The following is a 14,363-nucleotide window of genomic DNA, read 5'->3' on the forward strand; positions in this document are numbered from 1 at the left end:
TGTCATCGTCCTGCATCAGGAGGATGACATGCGCTATATCGATTTACGAAGTGATACCGTGACCCAACCCACGGAAGCCATGCGCCAGAGCATGCTGCATGCCGAGGTGGGAGACGATGTCTATGGGGAAGATCCCAGCATCAATGCGCTGGAGCGCCGCGGCGCCGAAATGCTGGGCAAGGAGGCGGCCCTGTTCGTGCCCTCCGGCACCATGTCCAACCTGCTGGCCATGATGAGTCACTGCCAGCGTGGGGAAGGGGCCGTGCTGGGGGCGGCTTCCCACATTTATCGCTACGAGGCCCAGGGCTCTGCCGTGCTGGGCTCGGTGGCCCTGCAATCCGTCCCCATGCAGGCGGACGGCACCCTGGCCATTGAGGATGTGCGGGGGGCCATCGCTCCCGATGATCCCCATTTCGTCCAGACGCGCCTCGTCTGCCTGGAAAATACCCATAACGGCAAGGTGCTGCCATTGACCTACCTGCGCGCCATGCGCGAATTCGTCGACGAGAAGGGGTTGAAGCTGCACCTGGACGGGGCTCGCCTCTTCAATGCGGTGGTGGCGAGCGGGGAGCCGGTAGCCGCCATCGCGGCGCCTTTTGACAGCATCTCTGTCTGCCTCTCCAAGGGATTGGGGGCACCGGTGGGGTCCCTGCTGGTGGGATCGGCTGCGTTCATCGCCCGCGCCAGACGGCTGCGCAAGATGCTGGGGGGCGGCATGCGCCAGGGAGGGATCCTGGCCCAGGCCGCCCTGTTCGCGCTGGATCAGCACGTTGCCCGGCTGGCGGATGATCATCGCCGCGCCAGGCGTCTGGCAGAGGGGCTGGCCGCGTTGCCAGGCATCGCACTCAACATGGGGGAGGTGCAGACCAACATGGTGTTCCTGCGCCTGACCCAGGGGGATCCCGCCACCTTGCTGGGTTTCATGAAGGAGCGCGGCATTCTCTTCTCCGGCTACGGGGAGCTCAGGCTGGTGACCCACCTGCAGATCACCGACGATGACATCGACGAGGTGATCGACGCCTTCACCGAGTACCTGAGTGGCTGACGCCATTCCCCATCGCAACAACAAGGGCGCCATCGGGCGCCCTTGTTGTCATGGCAGGGTCGGTCATCCCTGGCGCTGGCCGGTGATCAGCATGGCCTCGTCGGTGGCGTCATAGATCATGATGGCCAGGTGGGTGACCTCTCCGGCGAAGTCGGCCAGCGGCACCAGGGTCAGGTTCTGGTACATGTAGGGGGCTGATCCCGTGATGGGGCGGTAGTTGGAGAAGCGCAACAGGTAGGGGCGCTGCTCCCAGGTGCTGAAGGCACGGTTGTTGAGCTTGAACACCATGTTGGCCTTGCGCTCGAACCAGGCCTTGTCCACATCGGGGAAGAGCGAGAACAGCCCTTGATCGCGCACTTCGCCTGCCAGCCGGCCGCTGTGACTCTCCATGAAGCCGTTCCACACCTGGATCCGGTACTCCCTGTCGAGCACGACCAGCCCCACGTCCAGATTCTGGACGATGTTCATCAGCCAATGAAATTCCCGAATGTCCATGGTCACTCCTGGTGGTTGCTGCCGCGGGGCGGTCAGAGCATGTGCATGATCTTGTTGTTCATGGTGGCGATGGAATCTTCGGTAAACAGCAGCAAGAGATCGCACTGCACCGCATAGCCCTGCACCCGATAGTTGATCTCGATGGCCAGAGTGCGGCGCCAGCGGCTCTGGTTGGTCCGAATGAGATCCTGAATGGGCCTGTGCTGGCCCAGCACCACGGGGTGACCCTGGCTAAAAGGGGTGTCGAGCTGGTTGGCGTAGCCGCGCAGGAAGGCACCGATCAGCACGTTGGCGGTGTCCATCAGCAGTTCCAGTTCGGCGCCGTGATCCAGCTCCCCCTGATGGTTCATCAGGCGGGCCAGGTCCTGGAAGCTGGCATCGTGGAACAGCAGCAGGGCCTCCCCGGCGATCCCGGCCCCGATGAAGCCTTGACAGACCGCAGAGAGCGTCTCCGACTCGGCGGCGGCCGAGAGCGCCATGTGCAGCTCGGAGACCTCCAGCACGTTGACGTTGGGGATGGGGAGCAGCACGAAGGCGCCGAGCAGGCGGGCCAGCAGATCCGCCCCCTGGCCCATGGCGACGTTGGCCAGCTCCTGATAGACATCCCGCAGCTCGGGGGTGAACTGGATGCTGCTCTGGGCAGCCTGGTGGCTGGCGACGGGCTGGGGCTGGATGGCCGTCACCTGGGTGGCCGATTGCCACAGTCCGTGGCGCTTGAGCAAGGCAAGGAGGGTGTCCGGGGAGGCCGGCTTCTTGATGAAATCGAGGGCGCCAAGGGCCATGACACGCTCATGGGCTTCCGGCTGGATGTCGCCGGAGACCACGATCACCTTGCTGCGCACCCCTTCTCGCTTGAGGGTCTCGAGCACGCCATATCCGTCCATCTCCGGCATGGTGAGATCGAGAAAGATCAGGTCCCCGTGCCCCATCAGGATCTGCTCGACCCCTTCCAGTCCGTCCGCGGCCTGGTGCAAGGTGACACCCCAATCGGCGGGCAGGGCGCGCACCAGCTGTTTGCGCGCGAACCCGGAGTCATCACATATCAATACATTCATAGTGTTAGCCGACCTGTGCAACGAGGATTGCGCTAAGTGTGGGTCATCAGCCGTCAGATGCAACGGGCAGCGGCTGCGCCGGTGAAAATTGATCGTTCTGCTGACGGGTGCGATAGCGCTCGGAATGTTTCTCGACGAAATCGGCGAACATCTTAACACGCAACGGGGTGAACCGGGGTTGGCAATGGAGCATGTAGAAGGGACGTTTTCCCGACTGCCAGTCCGGCAGGACGGGGACGAGCTGACCATCTTGCAGGAAGGGGTGCACATAGTGCTGCGGGGCGTTGACGATGCCGAGGTGGCGTTGGGCTGCCCGCACGGCGGCCTGGGTCTGGTCGATGCAAAGGCGGGGTGTGCGCTTGATGCAGACCGTCTGTTCGTCCCGCCCGCTCAGTTGCCAGTGCTGGTGGGGCCAGCAGTAGATGAGATCGTGCTCTTCCAGCTGGGTCGGGTGGGAGGGCACACCCATCTTCTCCAGATAGAGGGGGGAGGCGAACAGACCGTACTGGATGTAACCCAGACAGAGGGCGTTGGGCAGGGTCTGGGGAAGCTCGCCGTTGAAAAAGACCAGGTCCCTGTCCTGATCCGCCTGGAGGGCATGATCGTTGGACTGGCGGATGTCGAACTGTACCCCGGGATAGCGCAGGCCGAAGTCCGCCAGCATGTCGACCAGGATGGTGTTGGAGAGGGCGATGGGGGCCGCGAGGCGGATGAGGCCGCTGATGTCCGTCTCCTCACCCCGGATTTCGCCGGTGGCCTGCTCTATCTCTGCCAGGGGGGTACAGAGGCGCTCGTAATAGCGCAGCCCTTCGTCCGTGAGACGCAGCTTGCGGGTGGATCTGTGCAGCAGGCTGCATCCGAGCTGCTCTTCCAGTTGGGAGATACGTCGACTGATGGTGCCGGTCGGCATGCCCAGCGCAGCGGCGGCGTGGGAGAAACCGCCCTCTTGCACCACCTTGACGAACAGATAGAACTCTTCGATGTACTTCATAGCGGTTTTAGGGGGTGTTCTGGCTGTAACAAGCCAGTGACCTTATGAAGAGTCACCGGGCTTGGCAAGCGCAATCCGGCGTTTAATTGATCTGGATTAGATTCGACTCGCGCTGGTATTGCTGGAGCAGATGGACGAAATCTTCCGGGGATCTGTCCAGGCTGTTGTCGGGCACCAGCAGATCGTACCCCAGCAAATCACGCAGCCGTGCCATGCGGTTGCCGAGCATGGCGATCACCCCCTCATAGCGCTGGCCGGAGGGTGAGCAGAAGCGGCTCTCCTCCAGCAGTCCCTCTCCCAGGAGCCCACTGCCGCACCCTCCGGTCGGGCAGTCGGAGCGCTCGCTTCGCATGGCCTGCATCAGCACGGCGCGCTGCTCGGTCAGCAGACGGACGGCGAGCCGGGGTGTGATCAGCGTCAAAAAAGCGTCGTAATCCTTTATTTTCAAACCGATGTAGGGCAGCTCCACCAGATCCCACCCCAAATGGATACGTGGTTGGTCAATTCGCTGAATATTTCTCCATTTCAGGATCCAGCCGCCGTACTTGTGATGGTATTGCAGGCAGTCCTGACACAAAGAGAGACTAAAATGAGGCTCACCCAGTTTCCAAACCCCGACAAGAATTGTCATCAGGCCCACGAGGAGGAGGGAAATGGCGGGGATTAGTAGTTGTTCACGAAGAAAAAAAAGTATAAAAATCATAGCAATGGTTATCACCATGCCCAACAATACCAGTGTGAGTCCATTTCTTCGTACCATGGGGATCACATGTAGCGTTTTCATATGATTTCGGCCTTTTTTCATCCGTTTGTTATCCGATTATGGGCCGGAACGGATTTTGTACCAGCGTGAATGCTCCTGTCAGGGGGCGCAAGCGACTGGTTCGACCATGAGCTTTCAGCATGAATCATCACTCAACATGAATACGCTAGACGAACGCCTGCTCACCGTGATGGATGTCCTCCACACGCCTGTCTGGGTCTATGACATCCAGCGTCATCATATTTACTGGGCCAACGATGCTGCCCTCGGGCTCTGGGAGGCGAGCTCCCTGGCCGAGCTGAAGTCCCGGGATTTCTCCGCCGACATGGCCGCCGCCATCGATCTGCTGCTGCAGCGCTATCTCGGCGATTTCCAGCAGGAGCGCAGTTACAACGAGTGGTGGACCCTCTCGCCCAAGGGGGTCAAGAAGCAGGTTTATCTGCGTCTTTCCGGGATCCAGCTTGCTGGACGGCAGATGATGATGGCGGAAGCGGTCATCGATGCCGACACCCTCTATCAGGAGTCCTCCCTCGCCACCGGCGACACCCTGGCCTGTCTCTTTGACAACGAGGGGCGCCTCGAGAGCGGCAACCATCACTTCGACATGTGCTTTGGCACCGGCATTCTGACGCTGCCCCAGATCTTCTCCGGTGCGGACGAGGCCTTCTATCGTCGCCTCTCCCGTCTGGACGAAGTGGTGGCTGAAGGGGAGTGTCGCACCCAGAAGGGGATGCGCTGGTTCCAGTACCAGTTTCGCCATATCCAGCAGGGGGCACGGATCCTGCTGACCATGCGGGACATCACGGATCGCAAGCTCGAAGAGCTGGAGCATCGCCACCTGGCCTGGCACGACTCCCTCACCGGGCTGCTCAACCGCTACGGCCTGATGAAATCCCTGGAAGCCTATTGCGGCCTCGGGGGGCGCTTTGCCCTGGTGTTCATGGATCTGGACAACTTCAAGCTGGTCAATGACAACTACGGCCACAAGGCCGGGGATCGCCTGCTGGAGCGGGTCGCCGGACGGCTCAAGCAGATCTGCCCGCGGGACGTGGAGCTGGCGCGCCTTGGCGGGGACGAGTTCACCGCCCTGGTGCCCCTCAACCAGGCGAGCGATCGGGCCCAGGAGGTGGCGGATCTCATGCTCTCCCAGATGAGCAAGCCACTGCAGCTGAGCGGTGTCCCCGAGGTCACCATCGGCGGCAGCATCGGCATCGCCATCTACCCGGACGACGCGGATGACGGCGACAACCTCATCACCCGTGCCGACATGGCCATGTACCAGGCCAAGCAGATGGGGCGGCTTCGCTGGCAGCGCTTCACCCCCAGCATGCAGCAAAGCCTGCATCGCAAGCTGACCCTCAAGCAGTTTCTGGCCAAGGCCGTCGGTCGGGGGGAGCTCAGCCTGCGCTATCAGCCCCAGGTGGATGTGGCGCAAGGTCGGGTCATCGGTTTCGAGGCCCTGGTACGCTGGTACAATCCCGTGCTCGGCCATGTGTCGCCGGCGGAGTTCATTCCGCTGGCCGAAGAGATGGGGCTCATCCGGGAAATTGGAAGCTGGGTGCTTTCCACCGCATTGGCCCAGATGGGGGAGTGGCAGCGACAGGACGGGGTGAGGGTGCCGGTGTCGGTCAATCTCTCGGGCTTCCAGCTCTCTGCCAGTTTGCCGGAGCTGGTGGCCCAACTGCTCGAGGCATTCTCGGTGGAGGCGGCGCTGCTGACCCTGGAGCTGACCGAGACGGTGCTGATGCTCGACATGAAGGGGTGCATCGAGATCCTCGACGCCCTGAGCGAGCAGGGGATCAAGATCGCCATCGACGACTTCGGGACGGGGTACTCGTCGCTTGCCTACCTCAACCGGTTGCCCATCGACACCATCAAGCTGGACCGCTCCTTCGTGGTGGGGCTCAACCTGCCGGTGATCCGGGCGACGGTGGCCATGGCCACCAGTCTGGGGCTCGGGATCCTGGCGGAAGGGGTGGAGGAGGAGCACGAGCTCGCGGCCCTGCAGACCCAGGGTTGCCATGTCTTCCAGGGATTTCTGTTCAGCCGTCCCATGACACCGGAAGAGGTGGCGGCGGCGGGGTTCGCAGTACAGTGCCGGCTGGGCCGCTATCCCCTCGCAAACCATTGAGCAAGTTGTCGATAAATGTGCGGCATCTCCCATTTATGAAGTGCGAGATGCCAAATTAAACATAATTAATCGAATTTTTGTCTCATATCATGGGATCCATTAGACGTTATCGCTAGTATGCGCGCTCATTCCTTGGTAATGGAGTATCACCATAATGAGTCAAGCTACAGTGAACGAGCGTCCGGCCCCTCCCAACGGCTGGTTGAACCGCTTTCTGAACGGGGTGGAGAAGGCGGGCAACAAGCTGCCCGATCCCGCCATGCTCTTCCTCTATGCCTTGCTGATCGTCTGGGTCGGCTCCTGGATAGGCTCCCAGTTCTCCTTCGATCTGGTCAATCCCCGCACCGGAGAGGCCGTGGTCATCAACAACCTCTTGACTGGGGCAGGGCTGGCGGACTTTCTCGCCAGCATGGTCACCACGTTCACCGGGTTTGCTCCCCTTGGCATCGTGCTGGTGGCCATGCTGGGGGTCGGGGTGGCTGAACAGTCCGGTTTCATCAACACCGGGCTCAAGAAGCTGCTCAAGGTGACGCCGGCACGCTTTCTGACCCCCATGCTGATCCTGGTGGCCATCGTCAGCCATACCGCCGCCGATGCGGGCTATGTGCTGGTGATCCCCATTGGCGGCATCATCTTCCATGCAGCGGGTCGCCACCCGCTGGCGGGGATTGCCGCAGCCTTTGCCGGGGTTTCCGGCGGATTTGCCGCCAACTTCCTGCCCTCCGGCGGGGATGCGCTGCTTCAGGGTTTCACCCAGTCTGCAGCCCAGTTGTTCGACCCTGACTACATGGTCAACACCCTGTGCAATATCATCTTCACCGGTGCTTCTTCCTTGCTGATCATCTGCGTGGGCTGGTTTGTCACCGAGAAGATTGTCGAGCCGCGCCTCAAGCAAGTGCCCCTCAACGAGGATCTGGAGAGCGCCGACGAGATGGGTCGTTACAGCGCCCAGGAAAGCCGGGCCTTCAACTGGGCCGGGTTCGCCATGCTGGCGGCCGTGGTGCTGCTGGGGCTGGCGCTGGCCCCCGGCGACTCGCCGATGCGGGCACCGGACGGTTCCCTCACCACCTTCGCCGCACCGGTGATGAAGTCCATCGTGCCCCTCATCTTCCTGCTCTTCATCCTGCCTGGGATCGTCTACGGCTTTGTCGCCGGCAGCTTCAAGAGCGGCAAGGATGTGATCGACGCCATGTCGGCCACCATGAACAAGATGGGCTCCTACATGGTGATGGCTTTCTTCTGCGCCCTCTTCATCAAGGCGTTCGGGGATTCCAACCTCGGTACCCTGCTGGCGCTCTCCGGTGCCGAGGTGCTTCACGCCCTGGCGCTGCCGGGAGAGGTGACCATCGTCGGCATCATACTGCTGACGGCCACCGTCAACCTGGTGGTGGGTTCGGCCTCCGCCAAGTGGGCCCTCATCAGCCCCATCCTGGTGCCCATGCTGATGGCGGTGGGGATCTCGCCCGAGCTGACTCAGGCCGCGTATCGAGTGGGGGATTCCGCCTCCAATATCATCACCCCGCTGATGGTCTTCTTCCCCCTGGTGGTGGTCTATTGCCAGCAGTATGTAAAGAGCACAGGCATCGGCACCCTGGTCTCCATGATGCTGCCTTACTCCCTGGCCTTCCTGGTGAGCTGGACGGGCTTCCTGCTGCTCTACTGGGCGCTGGGGTTCCCGCTTGGGTTGCAGGCCCCCTATGTCTATCCTGCCCCTTGAGGGTGACGGGGGGCCTTGGGCCCCCCGCTTTTTTTGGGTAGAGTGTGGCCTTCATCCCGGAGGTACCATGAACCCGACCATCGATCTCATTCTTTCCCATCGCTCTATTCGCCAGTTCACCCCAGAGCCCGTCAGCGCAGAGCAGCTGGATCAGATCCTGAGCGCCGCCCAGAGCGCCGCAAGCTCCAGCTTCCTCCAGGCCAACAGCATCATCCGGGTCACCGACAAGGGGCTGCGGGCCACCCTGGCGGAGCTGGCCGGCCATCAGGCCTATGTGGTCGAGGCGGCGGAGTTTCTGGTGTTTTGCGCCGACTACCATCGTCACAGCCAGATAGTGCCGGAGGCCCGCACCGGCTTTGTGGAGCAGCTCATGATCGGGGCCATCGATGGCGCCCTGATGGCGCAAAATGCCTTGCTGGCGGCCCAGTCACTTGGGCTGGGGGGGGTCTATATCGGCGGCATTCGCAACAATCCGGCCGAGGTGAGTGAGGTGCTGGGTCTGCCCCATCAGGTGATCCCGCTGTTTGGCCTCTGCCTGGGTCATCCCGCCCAGCGGCCGGAGCAAAAACCGCGGCTGCCCCGGGCGCTGGTGGTGCACGAGAACCGCTATCCTGCCACCCTGGACCGCGCCCTGCTGGCCCGGTATGACGGGCAGATCCACGACTACTACCAGGCCCGCAGCAGCAACAACAAGGATCAGACCTGGAGCGGAGAGATCAGGGGGATCCTGGGCAAGGAGGCGAGGCCCTTCATGCTGGGATTCCTGCAGTCGAAGGGTTTTTGCCTCAAGTAATGGGGGCGGCGGGCGATATGGAGCATGACGCACCGGATGCGGTCACCGCCTGCGAGCGTTCTTGTGAGGCAATACGGGATCTGGGCGCTACCCTATGAGGCTAAGCTGTTGTAGGATCTCGCAATTGGATTGGGACTGGAGTGTGAACACCCTATGATTTTAACCCTGATATTGCTGTCAATCGGCGCACTCCTGTTTCTGGTCATCGCCTATAACGTGGTGCAGCAATACAAGCAGAAGGCCGAATCGGACAAGCGCCAGGCCATTGCCCGTCACAAGGCGGTGGCAGACGAGACTGAAGAGGTGTTGCTGAACGTCAACCTGGTGCCCTTTTCCAAAAACATGGTGCTGCTGTTGCAACACCGGATCCTGGATGCCTACCGCGCCATCGCGCTGGTGATGCCCAATGCGCAGGTCAAGCAGCGCATCGCCGACGTCCAGCTCCAGATCAAGAACGTGCAGGAGAACTACAGCAGCCAGGACGAGGGACATTTCAAGACGCCGGAGTCCGACCGCCAGGCCATCCAGATGCTGCAACTGGCCAAGAAGATGCGGGCCGTGCTGCGGGTCGAGCACAACAAGGGCAAGATAGATCCCCAGGGCTTTGCCCAGGAGGATCGCCGCCTCGAGCTGATGCAGCTCAAGATCAACATCGCCAACCTGCTCAAGCGGGCCATGGATGCCCAGATCCAGGGGCAGTACGGCACCTGCCGCCAGCTCTACACCAAGGGGCTGGGGGCGCTGGCCAATGTCACCGACAAGGATCCCTACCTGCTGGCGCGGGAAGAGGACATGCGTCAGGGGATGCGCCAGCTGGAAGAACACCTGCAGCAGCACAGCGAGAAGGAGCTGCAAAACATCAAGGACAAAGAGACGGACGAACTGGACGTCCTGTTCCAACCCAAGAAGAAATGGTGATCATGTCACATCCCCTGGATTCCACACTGGGGCCCATGGCCCCATTTGTTTGCCAACTGCTCACGGAAATGCGTGCCGTCATGGGAGTCAATGGCTCCCCCGTGGTGGATCACCTCTGCTACCGCGCTGCCACCCTGCCGGAATATCTGGAGTTGAAAGCGGTGCTGGCCGCCCACGGAGTCTTGCTGGTGGAGGGGATGATAGGCGGGCGTCCCATCGCCACCTATCGCCTGCACCAGCCCGTCTGCTGGGAGCAGGTGACTGTCCCCTGCATCGAACTGGCCGCCCCCAAGGCGGGCCGAAGCCATCAGGCCGGGCTCGAACATATCGAGCTGGTGGTGCCCTCGCTCACGGCCTTGGTGGCGACGCATCCCGATGTCCCCTTCAAGACCGGCAACATCGATGACGGACGCAACCCGGATATAGGATTGATGCTGCCTTCTGGGCAGATCAAGTTTCATCTGCGCTCGCTTGACGAGGTGATAGACGAAGAGCTGTGCACCGGCGCCGTAGTGCCGGTACCGGCGGACTATTATGACGGTCTGTGAGGGGAGGGCCCGTTGACGGGAGCCTGACCCTGTGGCGTCAACGCACAAGCGGGCGCCACACGTCCTTTCAAGTGACCGAGCCAGAGGCTCAACCCCGCGGTGATCATCAACACCAGCTCGATGCCGAGTACCAGACCCCAGAGCCCCCCCTGCTCCCAGAAGGGATGCAGATAAAGCCCGCCCAGACTGGCTCCCAGGTAGTACCCCACCAGATAGAGCGACGAGGCGAGCGCCCGGTTGTGCTCCACGTGCTGGCCGACCCAGGCGCTGGCACAGGCGTGGGCGAGGAAGAAGCCAAAGCTCGAGACAAGCAATCCCCCGATGATGGCGACAAGGCTCCCCTGCAACAGGGCCAGGCTGCCGAGTGCCATCAAGGTTATTCCTGCCAGCAGCAGGCGTTGTGCTCCCCAGCGATTGGCCCCGCGGCCGCTCAGTGAAGAGGCGACGGTACCGGTGAGGTAGGTCAGAAACAGCATGCCGAGCCACTGGGTCGGCAGGGAGAAGGGGGCCTTGGCCAGCAGAAAGGTGAGATAGCTGTACTGGTTCAGGAAGACCATGAAGTTGAGGCCGCCGATGAGATAGGCCCCCACCAGCAAGGGGTTGCCAAGGTGGCTCTGGATGGCGCGGCGCAGTTGCCCAGGCGCTGCCTCCACGGCCACGAAGCAGCGCTGGGCGGGCAGCAGCCAGATAACCAGTGGCAGCAGGGCGAGGCTGATGATCCCGATACCGAGGAAGGTGTGCTGCCAGTCACCAAACCAGCCAGCCAGCAGACCGCCGACCACCCGGCCCGCGATGCCCCCCAGGGAGTTGGCCGCGATATAGACGCCGACGGCTACGATGAGGGCACGTTTGCTGAACTCTTCCCCCATGTAGGCAATGGCGGTGGCGGGCAGCCCTGCCAGCAGGACGCCTTGCAGGATGCGCAGGCTCACCAGCACATCAAAGTGGGTGACCCAGGGGATGCACAGGGAGAGCAGGATGGCGGCCGCCAGGGTCCACAGCATGATCCGCCGCCGTCCGAACCGATCAGCCAGACGGGCACAGACGAGCAGGGAGCCTGCAAGCCCTGCGGTGCAGCCTGCCAGCGTCCAGCTGGCGGACAGGGCGCTGACGGAGAAGACCTCTGCCAGGAGCGGCAGCAGGGGATGGGTCTGGTAGAGATTGAGGAATACCAGGAAGGAACCCAGGCTGAGGGCCAGGGTGGCGCGTATCCATTCGCGACTGCCTACTTCGATCATATGGAGTTGTCCCGACGACTTTTGTGCAGGGTAGTGCGACGAAACGTATAAATATAATATATTTAAGTTATTACCCTGATAAGTGAAATTGATATGGATCTGAAACAGCTCGGATACCTGCTGGCGGTGCGCGATGCCGGCTCCTTCACCAGGGCGGCCCAGGGGCTGAACGTAGCCCAGCCTGCCGTCAGCATGGCCATCGCCAAGCTGGAGCAGCAGCTCGATCTGCGGCTGTTTGACCGGCAGGACCGCAGCGTGCGCCTCACCCCGGAGGGAGAGGTCCTCTGTCGCCACGCCGAACGGCTGCTGCGCCAGATGCACCAGGCCGAGGCCGAGATGGCCGAGCTCAAGGGGCTGGAGCGGGGGGAGGTGCGCATCGGCATCCCCTACATGATGGGATCCTATTACTTCCCGCCAATCCTGATGGCGTTCAAGCATCGCTACCCCGGCTTGAAGATCCGGGTGGAGGAGGCGGGCACCCGGGAGCTGCTCAGCCGCATGGTGGATGGCAGTCTGGATCTCGCCATCCTCATCACCAGCGATCTGCCACCGGCCCTCGAGGGGGCGCAACTGCTGCGGGAAGAGATGCTGATGGTGGTGGGGGAGGAGCACCCCCTGCGCGGCGCTGAGTCGGTCTCGCTGCCACAGTTCTTCGGCCAGGAGCTCGCCATGTTCCGGCGAGGCTTCTACCACAGGGAACACATGGAAGTGTTGGCGCAGGGGCTGGGGGTAGAGCCTGACATCGCGTTCGAAAGCAATCTCATCCCGCTGCTCAAGGCGGTGGTGCGTCAGGGATTCGCCGTGACCACCTTCCTGCGCATGGCGCTGGAAGAGGAGCCGGCCCTCACCGGCATCCCTTTTTCACCCCCTATTTTCCTGGATCTCTGCGTAGCCTGGCGACGGGGGGATCCGCTCTCCATGGCGAACCGGGCATTGCGGGATTTTTTGCTGGCGCAAGGGGATGTGTCTAATCATTACGCTACAGATACTGAATGATTCAGTGGTATCACCAATAAAAACGCCTCCAATCTGGAGGCGTATGCTGACAAGGTGGATGCAACCTTATTTCTTGAACAGGTGATCCAGCTTGTTTGCCTTGGTGGAGAGATAAAACTCGTTGTGGGGATTGCGACCTTCCTGAAGGGGCACGCGCTCCGCCACCGGGATGCCAAAGGATTCCATCGCCTTCAACTTGCGCGGGTTGTTGGTCATCAGGCGCAGGGACTTGACCTCGAGCGCCTTGAGCATGTCGGCGCAGATGGTGTAGTCACGCATGTCGGCGGCAAAGCCAAGCGCCACGTTGGCCTCCACGGTATCGGCCCCCTGATCCTGCAGATGATAGGCCCGGATCTTGTTGAGCAAGCCGATGCCTCGCCCTTCCTGACGGACATACAGCAGGACGCCGCGGCCCGCCTTGGCGATGTTTTCCAGAGCGGCCTGCAATTGGAAGCCGCAGTCACAACGCAGACTGAACAGGGCATCCCCGGTCAGACACTCGGAATGAATGCGTCCCAGCACGGGTTCGCCGTCTGCGATATCGCCCATCACCAGCGCGGCATGATCCTTGCCCGTGCCGGTTTCCTGAAAACCAACCAGCGTGAAAGTGCCCCAGGGGGTCGGCAACTTGGATTTGGCCACGAGGGTAACGCTGCTCATATGGTTGCTCCTGACTACAGCTGCTTAAAAAAGGGCGGCCAGTTTAGCGCGCATTGTTCGGAACAACCATAAGAACAAAACCTTGCGTGAGAAGTGGGTTAACCCGATTGGTCAGAATAGGTGCAATCGCGACGACTTTTGCGCAATTGTGTGCCCTGACAACTGCCAGCGACGGCGCATTCGGGTATAATCGGCGCCCATTACCCCATCCCGACAGGGATGTGTGCAACCAGTCAAGATGCCGAGTGCGCAGGAGAAACGTTATGGCTCAGATGGCCCCCGTGATGACTATTGATGGCCCAAGTGGAGCAGGAAAAGGCACCTTGTGCCAGTTGCTGGCTGAAAAACTGGGCTGGCACCTGCTCGATTCCGGTGCCATCTACCGGGTGCTCTCCCTGGCAGCCCTGCATCACGATGTGGAGCTCGATTCCGAAGCCGCATTGGTTCCCCTGGCCGCCAATCTGGATGTGCAATTCCAGGTAGAAGGGGCGCTGGTCAAGGTGATCCTCGAAGGGGAGGATGTTTCCCGTACCATTCGTACTGAAGAAGTGGGCAACGCGGCCAGCAAAATCGCGGCGTTTCCCCGGGTACGTGAAGCCCTGCTGCGCCGTCAGCGTGCATTCCGCCAGGCCCCCGGTCTCATCGCCGACGGTCGCGACATGGGCACCGTGGTTTTCCCCGAGGCGGATGTGAAGATTTTCCTCGACGCCAGCGCCGAGGAGCGGGCACAGCGCCGCTATAAGCAGTTGCAAGATAAGGGCTTTGATGTTAACTTTGAGCGTCTTTTAACCGAGATTCGGGAACGTGACGATCGCGACAGAAATCGCGCCGTTGCCCCCCTGAAACCCGCGGAAGATGCTCTTGTTGTAGACTCAACGTCCATGACCATAGATGAAGTGCTGGCAACGGTGCTTGCCTATGCAGAGCAACAACTTGGTGATGTCAGCGCAAACTGATGTCAGTCGTCTGCACCAAGGATGGCGCAGATAATTTAAAACAACCCCGCTTGTGCC

General features: G+C 61.4%; 14 protein-coding genes. 8 read left to right on the top strand and 6 right to left on the bottom strand.

The window, feature by feature from the left end; translation table 11 throughout:
• Positions 1-28 precede the first annotated feature (28 nt).
• Positions 29-1,045, top strand: coding sequence for a low-specificity L-threonine aldolase (gene ltaE, locus I6L36_RS00125; RefSeq protein ID WP_109112990.1), 1,017 nt, complete (start codon positions 29-31; stop codon positions 1,043-1,045).
• Positions 1,046-1,108: 63 nt separating this feature from the next.
• Here ltaE and I6L36_RS00130 read toward each other — a convergent pair whose 3' ends face one another.
• The 4 genes from I6L36_RS00130 to I6L36_RS00145 all read right to left on the bottom strand — a co-directional run bounded on the left by I6L36_RS00130 (position 1,109) and on the right by I6L36_RS00145 (position 4,391).
• Positions 1,109-1,540 (bottom strand): PAS domain-containing protein, encoded by a 432-nt coding sequence (locus tag I6L36_RS00130; RefSeq protein ID WP_039038700.1) that lies wholly within the window; start codon positions 1,538-1,540, stop codon positions 1,109-1,111.
• 32 nt (positions 1,541-1,572) lie between these two features.
• A complete protein-coding gene (locus I6L36_RS00135) occupies positions 1,573-2,595 on the bottom strand; it encodes a response regulator (protein WP_041211557.1) in 1,023 nt (340 codons plus the stop codon).
• Positions 2,596-2,641: 46 nt separating this feature from the next.
• On the bottom strand, positions 2,642-3,586 hold the full coding sequence (locus I6L36_RS00140; RefSeq protein WP_201922162.1) for a LysR family transcriptional regulator: 945 nt from the start codon (positions 3,584-3,586) through the stop codon (positions 2,642-2,644).
• A gap of 82 nt (positions 3,587-3,668) precedes the next feature.
• A complete protein-coding gene (locus I6L36_RS00145) occupies positions 3,669-4,391 on the bottom strand; it encodes a DUF2982 domain-containing protein (protein WP_309295379.1) in 723 nt (240 codons plus the stop codon).
• Between the two features lie 148 nt (positions 4,392-4,539).
• Here I6L36_RS00145 and I6L36_RS00150 point away from each other — a divergent pair, with 148 nt between their 5' ends.
• The 5 genes from I6L36_RS00150 to I6L36_RS00170 all read left to right on the top strand — a co-directional run bounded on the left by I6L36_RS00150 (position 4,540) and on the right by I6L36_RS00170 (position 10,456).
• Positions 4,540-6,480 (top strand): bifunctional diguanylate cyclase/phosphodiesterase, encoded by a 1,941-nt coding sequence (locus I6L36_RS00150; RefSeq protein ID WP_039038812.1) that lies wholly within the window; start codon positions 4,540-4,542, stop codon positions 6,478-6,480.
• 154 nt (positions 6,481-6,634) lie between these two features.
• A complete protein-coding gene (locus I6L36_RS00155) occupies positions 6,635-8,197 on the top strand; it encodes an AbgT family transporter (protein ID WP_109112333.1) in 1,563 nt (520 codons plus the stop codon).
• 67 nt (positions 8,198-8,264) lie between these two features.
• A complete protein-coding gene (gene nfsA / locus I6L36_RS00160) occupies positions 8,265-8,990 on the top strand; it encodes an oxygen-insensitive NADPH nitroreductase (protein WP_109112334.1) in 726 nt (241 codons plus the stop codon).
• A gap of 153 nt (positions 8,991-9,143) precedes the next feature.
• Positions 9,144-9,908: a hypothetical protein gene (locus I6L36_RS00165; protein ID WP_010675007.1), complete on the top strand. Its 765-nt coding sequence runs from the start codon at positions 9,144-9,146 to the stop codon at positions 9,906-9,908.
• Positions 9,902-10,456, top strand: coding sequence for a VOC family protein (locus tag I6L36_RS00170; RefSeq protein WP_039038695.1), 555 nt, complete (start codon positions 9,902-9,904; stop codon positions 10,454-10,456). The genes I6L36_RS00165 and I6L36_RS00170 overlap by 7 nt, the downstream gene beginning before the upstream one ends.
• Here I6L36_RS00170 and I6L36_RS00175 read toward each other — a convergent pair.
• On the bottom strand, positions 10,441-11,694 hold the full coding sequence (locus I6L36_RS00175) for an MFS transporter (RefSeq protein WP_109112335.1): 1,254 nt from the start codon (positions 11,692-11,694) through the stop codon (positions 10,441-10,443). The genes I6L36_RS00170 and I6L36_RS00175 overlap by 16 nt on opposite strands.
• A 93-nt stretch (positions 11,695-11,787) precedes the next feature.
• Between I6L36_RS00175 and I6L36_RS00180 the strand changes: the two genes are divergently transcribed.
• Positions 11,788-12,690, top strand: coding sequence for a LysR family transcriptional regulator (locus I6L36_RS00180; protein ID WP_109112336.1), 903 nt, complete (start codon positions 11,788-11,790; stop codon positions 12,688-12,690).
• 66 nt (positions 12,691-12,756) lie between these two features.
• On the opposite strand, the gene ribA is transcribed toward I6L36_RS00180, so the two are convergent.
• The gene (gene ribA / locus I6L36_RS00185) at positions 12,757-13,350 is read right to left on the bottom strand and encodes a GTP cyclohydrolase II (protein WP_010675003.1); all 594 of its coding nucleotides are present in this window, start codon (positions 13,348-13,350) and stop codon (positions 12,757-12,759) included.
• A gap of 263 nt (positions 13,351-13,613) precedes the next feature.
• On the opposite strand from ribA, the gene cmk reads away from it, so the two are divergent.
• On the top strand, positions 13,614-14,306 hold the full coding sequence (cmk, locus tag I6L36_RS00190; RefSeq protein WP_010675002.1) for a (d)CMP kinase: 693 nt from the start codon (positions 13,614-13,616) through the stop codon (positions 14,304-14,306).
• The last annotated feature ends 57 nt before the right edge of the window (positions 14,307-14,363 follow it).

The organism is Aeromonas sp. FDAARGOS 1406 (genome assembly GCF_019048565.1).
GTDB classification, from domain to species: domain Bacteria; phylum Pseudomonadota; class Gammaproteobacteria; order Enterobacterales; family Aeromonadaceae; genus Aeromonas; species Aeromonas caviae.